Origin of the sequence: Micromonospora sp. WMMD735, assembly GCF_049178995.1 — a bacterium.
In the GTDB taxonomy this organism is placed as follows: domain Bacteria; phylum Actinomycetota; class Actinomycetes; order Mycobacteriales; family Micromonosporaceae; genus Micromonospora; species Micromonospora wenchangensis.
The window spans coordinates 6,753,012-6,766,272 of record NZ_JBMHMJ010000002.1; the positions used below are offsets into that span (position 1 = coordinate 6,753,012).

General features: G+C 71.3%; 12 protein-coding genes and 2 pseudogenes. 9 read left to right on the top strand and 5 right to left on the bottom strand.

Features of this window, described 5'->3' with window-relative positions; all coding sequences use genetic code 11:
• Positions 1–108: 108 nt before the first annotated feature.
• The 6 genes and pseudogenes from recA to rny all read left to right on the top strand — a co-directional run.
• Positions 109–960, top strand: a pseudogene (gene recA, locus ACN268_RS29625) (recombinase RecA); the annotation flags it as partial.
• Positions 961–1,002: 42 nt separating this feature from the next.
• Positions 1,003–1,575: pseudogene (locus ACN268_RS29630) on the top strand (LAGLIDADG endonuclease); the annotation flags it as partial.
• A gap of 171 nt (positions 1,576–1,746) precedes the next feature.
• Positions 1,747–2,247, top strand: coding sequence for a hypothetical protein (locus tag ACN268_RS29635; RefSeq protein WP_372445910.1), 501 nt, complete (start codon positions 1,747–1,749; stop codon positions 2,245–2,247).
• Positions 2,248–2,261: 14 nt separating this feature from the next.
• On the top strand, positions 2,262–2,975 hold the full coding sequence (locus ACN268_RS29640; protein WP_421486310.1) for a regulatory protein RecX: 714 nt from the start codon (positions 2,262–2,264) through the stop codon (positions 2,973–2,975).
• A gap of 2 nt (positions 2,976–2,977) precedes the next feature.
• Entirely contained in the window at positions 2,978–3,682 is a 705-nt protein-coding gene (locus tag ACN268_RS29645) for a 3-keto-5-aminohexanoate cleavage protein (protein WP_421486312.1), read from the top strand.
• A 546-nt stretch (positions 3,683–4,228) separates the two neighbouring features.
• Entirely contained in the window at positions 4,229–5,995 is a 1,767-nt protein-coding gene (gene rny, locus ACN268_RS29650; RefSeq protein ID WP_204923940.1) for a ribonuclease Y, read from the top strand.
• 61 nt (positions 5,996–6,056) lie between these two features.
• On the opposite strand, the gene ACN268_RS29655 is transcribed toward rny, so the two are convergent.
• The 4 genes from ACN268_RS29655 to ACN268_RS29670 are packed head-to-tail and all read right to left on the bottom strand — an operon-like array spanning position 6,057 to position 9,460.
• Positions 6,057–7,025, bottom strand: coding sequence for an amino acid ABC transporter permease (locus tag ACN268_RS29655; RefSeq protein WP_421486314.1), 969 nt, complete (start codon positions 7,023–7,025; stop codon positions 6,057–6,059).
• Positions 7,022–7,729, bottom strand: coding sequence for an amino acid ABC transporter permease (locus ACN268_RS29660; RefSeq protein WP_421486316.1), 708 nt, complete (start codon positions 7,727–7,729; stop codon positions 7,022–7,024). The genes ACN268_RS29655 and ACN268_RS29660 overlap by 4 nt, the downstream gene beginning before the upstream one ends.
• A gap of 39 nt (positions 7,730–7,768) precedes the next feature.
• Positions 7,769–8,647, bottom strand: coding sequence for a glutamate ABC transporter substrate-binding protein (locus tag ACN268_RS29665; RefSeq protein ID WP_281899617.1), 879 nt, complete (start codon positions 8,645–8,647; stop codon positions 7,769–7,771).
• A gap of 57 nt (positions 8,648–8,704) precedes the next feature.
• Positions 8,705–9,460: an amino acid ABC transporter ATP-binding protein gene (locus tag ACN268_RS29670; RefSeq protein WP_357758863.1), complete on the bottom strand. Its 756-nt coding sequence runs from the start codon at positions 9,458–9,460 to the stop codon at positions 8,705–8,707.
• A 197-nt stretch (positions 9,461–9,657) separates the two neighbouring features.
• On the opposite strand from ACN268_RS29670, the gene selD reads away from it, so the two are divergent.
• The gene (gene selD / locus ACN268_RS29675; protein ID WP_421486317.1) at positions 9,658–10,647 is read left to right on the top strand and encodes a selenide, water dikinase SelD; all 990 of its coding nucleotides are present in this window, start codon (positions 9,658–9,660) and stop codon (positions 10,645–10,647) included.
• A gap of 257 nt (positions 10,648–10,904) precedes the next feature.
• Positions 10,905–11,384 (top strand): hypothetical protein, encoded by a 480-nt coding sequence (locus ACN268_RS29680; RefSeq protein ID WP_421486319.1) that lies wholly within the window; start codon positions 10,905–10,907, stop codon positions 11,382–11,384.
• Positions 11,385–11,454: 70 nt separating this feature from the next.
• Here ACN268_RS29680 and ACN268_RS29685 read toward each other — a convergent pair whose 3' ends face one another.
• Positions 11,455–11,679, bottom strand: a complete 225-nt coding sequence (locus ACN268_RS29685) for a DUF2277 family protein (protein ID WP_421486321.1) — start codon at positions 11,677–11,679, stop codon at positions 11,455–11,457.
• A gap of 66 nt (positions 11,680–11,745) precedes the next feature.
• On the opposite strand from ACN268_RS29685, the gene miaB reads away from it, so the two are divergent.
• Complete coding sequence (gene miaB, locus ACN268_RS29690) at positions 11,746–13,260, top strand: tRNA (N6-isopentenyl adenosine(37)-C2)-methylthiotransferase MiaB (protein ID WP_421486323.1); 1,515 nt, start codon at positions 11,746–11,748, stop codon at positions 13,258–13,260.
• Position 13,261 lies beyond the last annotated feature (1 nt).

The window sequence follows — 13,261 nt, forward strand, 5'->3', positions numbered from 1 at the left end:
GTCCACAGCTCGCGGCCCGTCGGCTGGTTTTCTGTCGGACCCAGCGCCTAGCGTGTCCGCGTGACGCGAAGCTCAGGAAAGACGCCGGCGAAGGCAGGAGTGGCAAACATGGCCGCAGGGCCCGACCGGGAGAAGGCACTCGACCTTGCTCTCGCTCAGATCGACAAGCAGTTCGGCAAGGGGTCGGTGATGCGGCTGGGCGAGCGTCCGGTCGTCCAGACCTCGGTCATCCCGACCGGTTCCATCGCGCTCGACGTGGCGCTCGGCGTGGGCGGCCTGCCCCGGGGCCGGGTCGTCGAGATCTACGGCCCCGAGTCCAGCGGTAAGACCACGGTCGCCCTGCACGCGGTGGCCAACGCCCAGCGGGCCGGCGGCATCGCCGCCTTCGTCGACGCCGAGCACGCGCTCGACCCCGACTACGCCAAGGCGCTCGGTGTCGACACCGACGCCCTGCTGGTCTCCCAGCCGGACACCGGCGAGCAGGCGCTGGAGATCACCGACATGCTGGTCCGCTCCGGCGCGATCGACATCATCGTGATCGACTCGGTGGCGGCCCTGGTGCCGCGCGCCGAGATCGAGGGCGAGATGGGCGACAGTCACGTCGGTCTCCAGGCCCGGCTGATGAGCCAGGCGCTGCGGAAGATCACCGGCGTGCTCAACAACACCGGCACCACGGCGATCTTCATCAACCAGCTCCGCGAGAAGATCGGCGTCATGTTCGGCTGTATGTCGTACTCGACCAGGGTGACCCTGGCCGACGGCACGCAGGAGAAGATCGGCAAGATCGTCAATCAGCGGATGGACGTCGAGATTCTCTCCTACAACCCGGAAACCGACCGGGTGGAGCCGAAGCGAATCACCAACTGGTTCAACAACGGCCCCGCCGAGCAGTTCCTCCAGTTCACCGTGGCCAAGTCGGGCGGCAACGGCCGTGCACAGTTCGCCGCCACCGCCAACCACCTGATCCGCACGCCCGGCGGTTGGCGGGAGGCCGGCGAACTGATCGCCGGTGACCGGGTGATGCTGGCCGAGCCGCGGCGGCTGAGTGAGCAGCAGTGGCAGGTCGTGCTCGGTTCGCTGATGGGTGACGGTGCCCTCTCGCCCAACCGGGCGGACCGCTCCGGTGTCCGTTTCCGCCTCGGGCACGGCGCTGCGCAGGTCGACTACCTCGACTGGAAGGTGTCCCTGCTCGGCAACATCACCCACTCCCGCCGCACCGACGAGCGCGGCGCCGCGTTTGCCGACTTCACGCCCCTGCCCGAGCTGGACGAGTTGCGTCGTGCGGTCTACCTGGGCGACGGCAGGAAGCACCTCAGCTGGGACTACCTCAAGGCCCTCACGCCGCTTGCCCTCGCTGTGTGGTACATGGACGACGGGTGCTTCACGGTCCGCTCCAAGGGCGTGCAGGAGCGCACCGCCGGTGGCTCCGGCCGGATCGAGATCTGCGTCGAGGCGATGGCGGAAGGCAGCCGTGAGCGGCTGGTGGAGCATCTGCGTGACGCGTACGGCATGGAGGTGAAGCTGGTTTCCCGGGGCGCCCGGGGGACCGCGTCGATCATCTTCACGACGGCGTCGTCCGCCCGGTTCCAGGAACTGGTTGCGCCGTACGTGCCGGCGGCGATGCACTCGAAGCTGCTTCCCCGGTTCCAGGGGCGGTGCGCGGTCGAGCCGCAGTTCGCCCCGGCGGAACTCACCCCGGTGCCGGCCCGGATCATCGACGTGCACGTCAAGCCCAGGACCCGCTCGATGAACCGGTTCGACATCGAGGTGGAGGGCAACCACAACTACTTCGTCGACGGGGTCATGGTGCACAACAGCCCCGAGACCACCACCGGTGGTCGGGCGCTGAAGTTCTACGCCTCGGTCCGGCTCGACGTGCGCCGCATCGAGAGCCTCAAGGACGGCACCGACGTGGTCGGTAACCGCACCCGGGTCAAGGTCGTGAAGAACAAGGTCGCCGCGCCGTTCAAGCAGGCCGAGTTCGACATCATGTACGGCAAGGGCATCTCCCGCGAGGGCTCGCTGATCGACGTCGGCGTGGAGCAGGCGATCATCCGCAAGTCGGGCGCCTGGTACACCTACGACGGTGACCAGCTCGGCCAGGGTAAGGAGAAGGCCCGGGAGTTCATGAAGGAGAACCCGGACGTGGCCGCCGAGATCGAGAAGAAGATCCTGGAGAAGCTCGGGGTCGGGGTCGGCGCGGGTGACGCCGCCGGTGGCCCTGAGCTGCCGCCCGTCGACTTCTGACCGGTCGCCCCCCGATGGCAGGACGACGCGCCCGCACGGGGCGGGGGTGGGACGCCTCCCCACCCCGTGCGGGTGCCGACGACCCCTTCCGCACCGACGCCGACGATCCGACCCGGGCCGGTGGGCCCCGCCCCCGTCGGGGTCGCCGGGGGCGGGCCGACGAGGACGCGTCGGGGCCGGTCGAGCCGACCGTCCGGGACGAGGGCGAGGTGGCCCGGGAGATCTGCCTGCGGCAGCTCGCGGTGCGCCCGCGGACCCGGGCCGAGCTGGCCGGGGCGCTGGCGAAGAAGGGCATCTCCGACGAGGTGTCCGCCCAGGTGCTCGATCGCTACGACGAGGTCGGCATCATCGACGACGCGGCCTTCGCCCGCGCCTGGGTTTCCAGCCGGCACAACGGTCGCGGGCTGGCCCGCCGGGCCCTGGCCAACGAGCTGCGCCAGCGTGGCGTGGACGGCGAGGTGGCCAGCGAGGCGCTCGGCGAGTTGGACGAGGAGACCGAGGCACAGACCGCCCGCGCCCTGGTCGACCGGAAGCTGCGGACCGCCCGGGGTGAGCCCGACGCGGTGTTCCGCCGGCTGGTCGGCATGCTCGCCCGCAAGGGTTATCCGCCCGGGGTGGCGATCCGGGCGGTGAAGGACGCCCTGGCCGCCCAGAGCGCCGAGGCGGCCGAGTTCGCCGAGCAGATCGACGCCGACGCGCTGGCCGACGCCGAGGGCGAACGGGGCTGACCGTGTGGAAGGCGTCCCTCAACGGTGCGCGGCGGCGCGACGAGCACCCCGCCGTGCCGCTGACCGCGGCCGAACTGGCCGCCGACGCGGTCCGCTGTGCCGCGCTGGGGGTGGCGGCGGTGCACGTCCATCCCCGGGACGCCTACGGTGTCGAGTCGCTGTCGCCGTCGGTGATCGCCGAGGCGGTGACCGCGATCCGCGCCGCCCGGCCGGGGCTGCCGGTGGGGGTGAGCACCGGCGCGTGGATCGCACCCGACCCGGCCGACCGGGTCGCCGCCGTCCGCGCCTGGTCGGTGCTACCCGACTTCGCCTCGGTCAACGCCCACGAGGACGGTGCCGAGGCGGTCGCGGCGACCCTGCACGGGCGGGACGTGCTGGTCGAGGCCGGCCTCTGGACGGTGGACGCGGTCCGCGCCTGGCGGGGCTGGCGGGTGCCCGCCGGGCGGGTCCTGGTCGAGTGCCTGGCCGACGAGCCGGACCGGGCGCTGGCCGACGCCGCCGACATGCTCGCCCTCCTCGCCCCCGGTGATCCTCCGGTGCTGCTGCACGGCGAGGGGCCGGCGACCTGGCCGGTGCTCCTGGAGGCGGTCCGCCGGGGTCTGGACACCCGGATCGGTCTGGAGGACACCCTGCGTCTGCCGGACGGCTCACCGGCCCCCGACAACGCCGCCCTGGCGGGCTGCGCCCGCGCACTGGGTGCCCGTTGACCCGACCGGGTCCGGCCCCACCACTGCGGATTTTTGGGATTTTTGCAGCGCCGTGTCCGGATTTGGATCACCAGTGGGTGACGTTGCCAACTCTCTCCGTTCGGGGGGTTTGATCATGAGTTCTTGACCGAACGGCCTCCCGCGACCTAGCCTCGCCATACAGGCTCACTTTGCCCGACCAAGCGCAGGCTAAGCGCACAACATAGATCGCGTAACAGAACCGCATCACTTTGGCCAGCTCCACCGGCCTTGACGGTCCCTCCGGACAGCCGGTCCGGAGCCGACCCGACAACTGCACCCGGCTGTCGGCGATGCCGCATGGGCATCGCCGACGGAGAGCTATCCCCACGGCCAGCCGCTCGGTCGGGCGTCCGGAGCCGCAGAGGTGGCGTGCCCGTCGGCACGGTTCCCCTGCGGCGTAGACGTTTGGGGAGGCGCGACCATGGCTGGTCGGCACAGGGACCGGGGGTCCCCAGGAGGTGGTGGCGCGCACGGTCGCGCCGGCACGGTGTTGCGGCCCACCGGCCCGGGTGACGGGACGCCGGCATGAGCACCTTCGACGTGGTGCTCCTGATCGTCGTCGGGCTCCTCGCCCTCGTCGTGGTCGGCGTCGTCCTGGTCGGCGTACGGGCGCTGCGCCGGATCGGCACCGCCCCCGCCCCGGACGATCCCGCCTTCATCGCGGAGAAGGACCGGCAGGAACAGTCGCTGGCCGCGCTGCGCAGCGCCGCCGACGAGGTGAACAGCACCATCGACGTGGCGAAGTCCGCCGCCTCGGCGGCGCGGGCCGAGGCGGCCGGGGCCAAGGCGGAGGCGAAGTCGGCCCGTGCCGAGGCCCGCCGGGTCCTCGACGACGCCCGCGCCGAGGCGGACACCGTCCTGGAGCGGGCGCACAAGCAGGCCGAGGCGGACGCCGAGCAGTTGCGGGCCAGCGCCCGGCGCAGCGGTGAGCGTGAGGTGGCGGTGCTCGCCGCGACGACGCGGGAGCAGGCGGCCGAGGTGGAACGCCGGGCCGCCCGGATGGACGAGCGGGAGCGGCTGCACACCGAGGAGGTGGAGCGGCTGGCCGAACGGGAGCGGCAGCTCACCGCCGCCAGTGCCGCGCTGGCCGAGCGGGAGGCGGCGGTCACCGCCCGGGAGGCCGCCCTGACGGTGGCCGAGGAGCAGCGCCGGCGGGAACTGGAACGCGTCGCCGGGCTCACCGCCGACTCGGCCCGCACCGAGCTGATCGAGGCGATCGAGACGCAGGCGAAGCGGGAGGCGGCGCTGCTGGTGCGGGACATCGAGTCCGACGCCCGCAACACCGCCGAGCAGCGCGCCCGGCACATCGTGGTGGACGCCATCCAGCGGGTGGCCAGCGAGCAGACCGCGGAGAGCGTGGTCAGTGTGCTGCACCTGCCGGGGGACGAGATGAAGGGGCGGATCATCGGCCGGGAGGGTCGCAACATCCGCGCCTTCGAGTCGGTGACCGGGGTCAACCTGATCATCGACGACACCCCGGAGGCGGTGCTGCTGTCCTGCTTCGACCCGGTGCGCCGCGAGGTCGGCCGGCTCACCCTGGAGAAGCTGGTCCTCGACGGGCGCATCCACCCGCACCGGATCGAGGAGGTGCACGACCTGGCCCGCCAAGAGGTGGAGGAGCTGTGCCACCGGGCCGCCGAGGACGCCCTGGTCGAGGTGGGCATCACCGAGATCCACCCCGAGCTGGTCACCCTGCTCGGCCGGCTGCGCTACCGCACGTCGTACGGGCAGAACGTGCTCAAGCACCTGGTGGAGACCGCGCACATCGCCGGGATCATGGCCGCCGAGCTGCGGTTGGACGTGCCGACGATCAAACGGTCGGCGTTCCTGCACGACATCGGCAAGGCGCTCACCCACGAGGTGGAGGGCAGTCACGCCATCATCGGTGCCGACCTGGCCCGCAAGTACGGCGAGAGCGAGGATGTGGTGCACGCCATCGAGGCGCACCACAACGAGGTGCCGCCGCAGACCATCGAGGCGGTCCTCACCCAGGCCTCCGACGCGTGCTCGGGCGGGCGGCCGGGGGCCCGGCGGGAGAGCCTGGAGGCGTACGTCAAGCGGCTGGAACGGATCGAGGAGATCGCGGCCGGCAAGCTCGGCGTGGAGAAGGTCTTCGCGATGCAGGCGGGCCGGGAGATCCGGGTGATGGTCAAGCCGGACGACGTCGACGACATCGGCGCGGCGGTCCTCGCCCGGGACGTGGCCAAGCAGATCGAGGAGGAGCTGACCTACCCGGGTCAGATCCGGGTGACCGTGGTCCGCGAGTCCCGGGTCACCGAGATCGCCCGCTGACCCCGTACGACCGCGAGGGCCGGCCCGGAACTCCGGGCCGGCCCTCGTCGCCTGGGATGGGTCAGTTGCCGCCCGTGCCCTCGGCCTGGGAGGCGAGCACGGTGGGCGGGGCCTGCGGGGCCGGCGTGCCTGCCGACTTGCGCCCCCGGGACAGCCGCCGCTGGACGAACTGGGCCAGCTTCGACAGCGAGTAGTTGGCCAGGATGAACAGCGCGGCGATCACCACGTAGACCTGGATCGGGTTGTCCAGCACGCCGATGATCTGCTTGCCGATGTTGAGGGTCTCCTCGTAGCTGATGATGAAGCCCAGCGAGGTGTCCTTGAGCACTACGACGAGCTGGCTGATCAGCGCGGGCAGCATGATCCGGAACGCCTGCGGGAGCAGGATCATCCGGGTGGTCTGCGCGGGGGAGAGGCCGATCGCGGCGGCGGCCTCGGCCTGCCCGCCAGGCAGCCCCTCCATGCCGGAGCGGAGGATCTCGGCGATGACCACGGAGTTGTAGACGGTCAGGCCGATGACCAGGTACCACAGCGTGTCGAAGGAGATGCCGAACTCGGGGAAGCCCCGGGCCACGAAGAAGATGGTGAGCACCACCGGCAGGCCCCGGAACACCTCGACGCAGACCCGGGTGACCGCCGAGAGGGTGACGCTGAGCCCGCGCAGCAGGTAGGCCACCGGGGTGGCCATTCCGGTGAAGCGTCGCTGGGTGAGGCTCTTGAGCTGGATGCGGAGGATCGCGAGCAGGGTGCCGACCACCAGCGAGGCGACGATGGCCAGCGCGGCGGCGGTGAGGGTGTTCTTGAGGCCGAAGCCGATCCGGTCCCAGACCTGGGAGAAGTTCTCGTGGGAAGGGTCGACCAGCGGCCCCCACAGCTCCATCGAGAACTGGCCCTTGTCGTCCAGCGGGCGGTAGATCAGAAAGTACGCGCCGACGGCCAGCAGCACGGTGGCGACGATGCTGCTGATCAGGGTGACCCGGCGTTGGCGCGGGCCGGGGACGTCGTACAGGACGCTGGTCTGCTGACTCATCGGGCGACCGCCTGTCGCTTCTCCAGCCGGTCGAGCAGTGCGCCGAGCGGCACGGTCATGATCAGGTAGCCGATCGAGATGCCGATGGCGACCGGGATGAAGGCGTAGCCCTCGGCGGAGGTGAGCTGGTCGGCGCTCTGGGACAGGTCGCCGACCACGCCGAAGAAGCCGATCAGAGCCGAGTTTTTGATCATCGCGATGATCACCGAGCCGAGCGGCACCACCGACGCCTTCCAGGACTGCGGCAGCACCACGTGCCGCAGGTTCTGGCCGAAGGTCAGGCCGAGCGAGCGGGCGGCCTCGGCCTGGCCCGGCGGCACCGCGTTGACCCCGGAGCGCAGCGCCTCGCAGACGAACGCGGCGGTGTAGAGCACCAGGGCGAGCAGCGCGAAACGGAAGTACGGCAGGTCGGTGCCGAGCCGGGTGAAGAGCGAGTCCAGCACGGGGACGCGCAGGAAGTCGGCGTTGGAGCCGAGCGCCGGCAGGCCGAAGGCGGCGAAGAACATCACCACGGTCAGCGGCATGTTCCGGAAGACGTTCACGTACGCGGTGCCGACGGCGCGCAGCGGCGGCACCGGCGAGATGCGCAGCACCGCCACGACGGCGCCCAGGATCAGGGCACCGATCGCGGCGAGGACGCAGATCTGGAGGGTGAGCCAGAAACCACCCGCGAAGACGTCGAACTTGTCGATGAGCACACTCACGGGTCGGTGTTCCTCCCCACCCTCCAGATCGAGGTCAGATCAGTAGCGGTTGATGGTGGGCGCGCTGCCCAGCTCCGCGCCGAACTTGCCGGCGGTGTCGTCCCAGGCCTTCTTCCAGCTGCCGTCGTTGAACGCCTTCTCCAACGTGTCGTTGATGAAGGTGCGGAAGTCGTTGTCCTCCTTCTTCACCCCGATGCCGTACGGCTCCTTGGTGAAGTTGTCCCCGGCCAGCTTGAACGACGCCTCGTCCTCGGCGATGTAGCCGAGCAGGATCACGTTGTCGGTGGTGACGGCGTCGACCTGACCACCCTTGAGGGCGTCGCGGCACTTGGGGTAGGTGTCGAAGAGCACCAGCTGGGTGCCGACGTCCTTGATGTACTTCTTGATCTCCTCGGCCGGGGTGGACCCGGTCACCGAGCAGACCTTCTTGGTGCCGTCCTTGAAGGAGTCCGGCCCGGTGATGGTGGTGTCGTCCTTCTTGACCAGGATGTTCTGGCCGGCCTCGTAGTACGGCCCCGCGAAGGCGATCCGCTCCTTGCGCTTGTCGTTGATCGTGTACGTCGCCGCGACCAGGTCGACGGTGCCGTTGACGATGGCGTCCTCACGGACCTTCGACGGCGTCTCGACGTACTCGATCTTGTCCTCAGGGATGCCCAGCTCCTTGACGATGAGCTTGGCGACCTCGACGTCGAAGCCCTCCGGCTTGCCCGACAGGCCCTTCTGGCCGAAGCCGGGCTGGTCGAACTTGGTGCCGATCTTGATCTTCTGCGCCTTGTTGAGCTTCTCCATGGTGCTGCCGGCGGCGAAGGACTTGCTGCCGGCGCCGGTGCCCTCGTCGGCGTCGTCGCCACCGCAGGCGGCCAGACCGAGCGCCAGGGTGGCCGCCGCGGCGACTGCCGCCACGCGCTTCATACGCATACTGAACTCCTTCTTCGTCGGAATGCACCGGTGACCGGCGCGCTCCACTACGGACGCCTAGTGCGTGAGGATCTTGGAGAGGAAGTCCCGGGCCCGCTCGCTGCGCGGGTTGGCGAAGAACTCCGTCGGCGGGGCGTCCTCGACGAGCTGCCCGTCGGCCATGAAGATCACCCGGTTGGCGGCGTGCCGGGCGAAGCCCATCTCGTGGGTCACCACCACCATGGTCATGCCCTCGCTCGCCAACGAGGTCATCACGTCGAGCACCTCGCCGACCATCTCCGGGTCGAGCGCGCTGGTCGGCTCGTCGAAGAGCATCGCCTTGGGCTGCATGGCCAGCGCGCGGGCGATCGCCGCCCGCTGCTGCTGACCGCCGGAGAGCTGGGCCGGGTACTTGTCGGCCTGGTTGGCGATGCCGACCCGGTCGAGCAGGGCCAGGCCGCGCTCGCGGGCGGCGGCCGGCTTCTCCTTGCGGACCTTGACCGGCCCGAGGGTGACGTTCTCCAGGATGGTCTTGTGGGCGAAGAGGTTGAACGACTGGAAGACCATGCCGACCTCGCTGCGCAGCTTCGCCAGCGCCCGCCCCTCGGCCGGCAGCGGCCGGCCGTCGAAGGTGATCGTCCCGTCGTTGATCGGCTCCAGCCGGTTGATCGTCCGGCAGAGCGTCGACTTGCCCGAGCCGGACGGCCCGATCACCACCACGACCTCGCCCTTGCCCACCGAGAGTGACACGTCGTCGAGCACGTGCAGGGGGCCGAACCACTTGTTGACCTTGTCCAGCACGATCAGCGGTTCGCCGGTCGCCACGTCGTCCACCGTCCCTGTCGTCGTACCGGAAAGCGGGGTCGGTCGACCCCCGGTTGGGCCACTGTAGGCGGGGCGACGTGGCGGATCGCAACCCAACGGGTCACGGAGAGGTAACACCGGTGTCGGGTGTACGCCGACGTCCGAATTCCGTCACCCCGACGGGCCGTCAGGTGGCGGTACGGCGGAGTGACGGAGATCATGGGGGGATGACCGACCGGGTCCGCCTGACCGAGTACGCGCGTGGTGGCGGCTGCGCCTGCAAGATCCCGCCGGGCGAGCTGGAGGCGATGGTCGCCGGCCTCGGACCGGCCACCGGCACCGCCGAACTGCTGGTCGGCCTGGACCACGGCGACGACGCCGCGGTGGTCCGGCTGGACGCGCGGACCGGCCTGGTCACCACCGCCGACTTCTTCACCCCGGTCGTCGACGACGCCTACGACTGGGGGCGCATCGCCGCCGCGAACGCCCTGTCCGACGTGTACGCCATGGGCGGCACCCCGCTGGTCGCCATCAACCTGCTCTGCTGGCCCCGGGACACCCTCCCGCTGGAGCTGGCCCGGGAGGTGCTGCGCGGCGGGCAGGACGTGGCCCGGGAGGCCGGCTGCCACCTGGCCGGCGGGCACAGCGTCGACGACGACGGCCCCAAGTACGGGCTGGCGGTGACCGGGCTGGTCCGCCCCGACGAGCTGATCACCCTGGACGCCGGGCGGGCCGGGCTGCCGCTGTCGCTGACCAAGCCGCTCGGCGTCGGGGTGCTGAACACCAGGCACAAGGCCACCGGTGAGGTCTCCGCCGAGGCGGTGGCGTCGATGACCACGCTCAACCGGGACGCGGCGCGCGCCGCCGTCGCGGCCGGCATCCGCTGCGGCACCGACGTGACCGGGTTCGGGCTGCTCGGGCACGCCTCGAAGCTGGCCCGCGCCAGTGGCCTGACGGTGGCGATCGACGCCGCCCGGGTGCCCTACCTGCCCGGTGCCCGCCAGGCGGCGCGCGACGGGCACGTCAGCGGCGGCACCCGACGCAACCTGGACTGGGTCAGCCCGTGGACCGGGTTCGGGTCGGCGGGTGAGGCCGACCGGCTGCTGCTGGCCGACGCGCAGACCTCCGGCGGGCTGCTGCTGGCCGGCGAGGTGCCCGGTGGCACGGTGATCGGCGAGCTGCTGCCCCGGGGGGAGTCGATGGTCGTCGTCCGCTGATGCGCCGGCCGCGCGGTGCCATCCGCCCCGGTGCGGGCCGGGTGGCCCGGACCGGCGGCGCGGACGACGACGGCGGCAGGGCACCGTACCCGATAAACTGTCATTTTCCCGCTACTCGGCGCAGCGGAGCGTCAGGAAATTTTGCCCGGAATGGTCACAGACCGGTAACTTGTCCCCGGCTGAGGTCATATGCCCCCCACCATCGTCATTAAGGCCCGATCCGGAGGCCGGTGGGACGAACGCAGCGAGGAGGCGGCATGACCGAGCTGTGGAACTGGAGAATCGACGGGATCGCACCCGAGGAGGCGTACCCGGCGCTGGCCGAGGCCCTCGGCCGGGTGGTGATGCCCCTGGCCGTGGCGGACCCGGCCCGGCTGCCCACGTACGCGGTGATCTGCGACGTCTGGGAGGCCCCGGGGGAGTTCGGGACGATCGTCGACTGCTACGGCGTACCCGAGTCGTTGCACGAGTTGAGCGCGATCGCCGCGCTGGCCCGGCTGCTCGACCGGGACTGCCTGCTGGCCGACGACACCCTCGACGCCGGCCGGCACCTGCTGGTCGCCCCGGACGGCACGATCCGCCCGGTGCACTTCGCGATCACCGAGACCGACGACGGCGAGGTGCTCTCCGCCCGCCGGCTCTGCACCCTGGCGCACCCGGGCTGCCGGGGCTGGTCGCGGTGCGGCCGGTCGCGCTGGGCGCCGGACTCGGTCAACCCGGCCCTCGCCGCCGCCTGACCGCCCCGCCCGACCCGGCCCCGCCGCGGTCCGACCCGGCCCCGCCCCGATCCGGGCCGGTGCGCCGGGGTCAGGGGGCGGTCGGGCGGGTGCTGCGGACCTGCAACTGGTCCAGCAGGGTCGCGGTGGCGGCGGTCACCGCCTGCACCGCCGCCTCGAACGCCGCCGCGTTGTGCGCCGCCGGGTCCCGGAAACCTGACACCTTCCGCACGTACTGCAACGCCGCCGCCTCGATGTCGGCGGGGGTGACCGTCGGGACGTACGGCTCGCGCAGGGTCTTGATGCTCCGGCACATGGTTCCTCCTCGTCGGGGTCTTCCCGGTCGGCCCGGGTCGGTCGGCCCGGATACGCTGTGCACGTCATGACTACCGCAGCCGCGGGCAGCCCGCGCACCTACCAGGTGCGCACGTACGGCTGCCAGATGAACGTGCACGACTCCGAGCGCATCTCCGGCCTGCTGGAACAGGCCGGTTACGTGCGGCTCGCCGAGGCCGACGACAACCCGGACGTGGTGGTGTTCAACACCTGCGCCGTCCGGGAGAACGCCGACAACCGGCTCTACGGCAACCTCGGTCACCTGCGCCCCGTGAAGGACCGGCACCCCGGGATGCAGATCGCCGTCGGCGGCTGCCTGGCCCAGAAGGACCGCGGCGACATCGTCCGCAAGGCCCCCTGGGTGGACGTGGTCTTCGGCACCCACAACATCGGCTCGCTGCCGGTGCTGCTGGAACGGGCCCGGCACAACACCGCCGCCGAGGTGGAGATCCTCGAATCCCTCGACGTCTTCCCGTCCACCCTGCCGACCCGGCGCGAGTCGACGTACGCCGGCTGGGTGTCGATCTCGGTGGGCTGCAACAACACCTGCACGTTCTGCATCGTGCCCTCGCTGCGCGGCAGGGAGAAGGACCGCCGCCCCGGTGACGTCCTCGCCGAGGTGCGCGCGCTGGTCGCCGAGGGCGTGCTGGAGGTGACCCTGCTCGGGCAGAACGTCAACTCCTACGGCGTCGAGTTCGGCGACCGGTACGCCTTCGGCAAGCTGCTGCGCGCGACAGGTGAGATCGACGGGTTGGAACGGGTCCGGTTCACCAGCCCGCACCCGAAGGACTTCACCGACGACGTGATCGCCGCGATGGCCGAGACCCCCAACGTCTGCCACTCGCTGCACATGCCGTTGCAGTCCGGCTCGGACGACGTGCTGAAGGCGATGCGCCGCTCGTACCGGTCGGAGCGCTACCTCGGCATCATCGAGAAGGTCCGCGCGGCGATGCCCGACGCGGCGATCACCACCGACATCATCGTCGGCTTCCCCGGCGAGACCGAGGCGGACTTCGAGCGGACCCTCGACGTGGTCCGCGCGGCCCGCTTCTCGTCGGCGTTCACCTTCCAGTACTCCAAGCGCCCCGGCACCCCCGCCGCGACCATGGACGGCCAACTGCCCAAGCAGGTCGTGCAGGAACGCTACGAGCGGCTGATCGCCTGCGTCGAGGAGATCACCTGGGCGGAGAACAGGCGTCTGGTCGGCGAGACCGTCGAGGTGCTGGTCGCCGTCGGCGAGGGGCGCAAGGACGACCGCACCGGCCGGCTCTCCGGCCGGGCCCGCGACGGCCGCCTGGTGCACTTCGCCATGGGCGCGCCCGGTGAGCCGGGCGCGGCCGGCACCGTCCGGCCGGGCGACATCGTGCACACCACGGTCACCTACGCCGCCCCGCACCACCTCAACGCCGACGGCGTGCCGCTGGCACACCGGCGCACCCGGGCCGGGGACGCCGCCGAGGCGGGCCGCGCCCCGCGTACCCCCGGGGTGTTGCTCGGACTGCCCACGGTCGGCGCGCCGGCCGTGCCGCCCGCGCCGACGACCGGCTGCGCCGCGCACTGAC

Bases quoted from the DNA above. Each gene is read 5' to 3' on its own strand.
- ACN268_RS29635 (WP_372445910.1), top strand. From the start codon at position 1,747: ATGAACCGGTTCGACATCGAGGTGGAGGGCAACCACAACTACTTCGTC.
- ACN268_RS29640 (WP_421486310.1), top strand. From the start codon at position 2,262: ATGGCAGGACGACGCGCCCGCACGGGGCGGGGGTGGGACGCCTCCCCA.
- rny (WP_204923940.1), top strand. From the start codon at position 4,229: ATGAGCACCTTCGACGTGGTGCTCCTGATCGTCGTCGGGCTCCTCGCC.
- ACN268_RS29655 (WP_421486314.1), bottom strand. From the start codon at position 7,025: ATGAGTCAGCAGACCAGCGTCCTGTACGACGTCCCCGGCCCGCGCCAA.
- ACN268_RS29665 (WP_281899617.1), bottom strand. From the start codon at position 8,647: ATGCGTATGAAGCGCGTGGCGGCAGTCGCCGCGGCGGCCACCCTGGCG.
- selD (WP_421486317.1), top strand. From the start codon at position 9,658: ATGACCGACCGGGTCCGCCTGACCGAGTACGCGCGTGGTGGCGGCTGC.
- ACN268_RS29680 (WP_421486319.1), top strand. From the start codon at position 10,905: ATGACCGAGCTGTGGAACTGGAGAATCGACGGGATCGCACCCGAGGAG.
- ACN268_RS29685 (WP_421486321.1), bottom strand. From the start codon at position 11,679: ATGTGCCGGAGCATCAAGACCCTGCGCGAGCCGTACGTCCCGACGGTC.
- miaB (WP_421486323.1), top strand. From the start codon at position 11,746: ATGACTACCGCAGCCGCGGGCAGCCCGCGCACCTACCAGGTGCGCACG.